Origin of the sequence: Nocardia sp. AB354 (assembly GCF_049538315.1) — a bacterium.
Classification (GTDB): domain Bacteria; phylum Actinomycetota; class Actinomycetes; order Mycobacteriales; family Mycobacteriaceae; genus Nocardia; species Nocardia nova.
The window spans coordinates 1-310 of the sequence record NZ_JBMVFU010000093.1 but is presented as its reverse complement, the minus strand read 5'-3'; the positions used below and the strand labels follow the sequence as shown (position 1 = coordinate 310).

General features: G+C 67.7%; 1 protein-coding gene. It reads right to left on the bottom strand.

Annotated elements, in window-relative coordinates:
* A partial coding sequence (locus ACPCUW_RS35240; RefSeq protein WP_423429707.1) for a substrate-binding domain-containing protein occupies window positions 1-310 on the bottom strand: 310 nt, incomplete at both ends.

Genomic DNA, 310 nt, shown 5'->3' with positions numbered 1-310 from the left:
ATCCGGGAGTGTGCTCGCGGTGTTGAGCGCCGCGATCGCCGGGTCGTTCCACTTGGTGATCTGACCGTTGAAGATCTTGGCCGCCGTCGGCCCGTCGAGGGCGAGGTGGTCGACGCCGGGCACGTTGAAGGTGATCGCGATGGGGCCGTACACGGTCGGCAGGTTCCACGCGGGCGAACCACACCGGGCCTGCGCCTTGTCGTACTCGCCCTTGGCCGCGTCGAGCGGGGAGTCCGAGCCGGCGAAATCGGTCTGGCCGCCGAAGAAGTCGTTGAGACCGGCACCGGATCCACTGGAGGTGTAGTCGAGG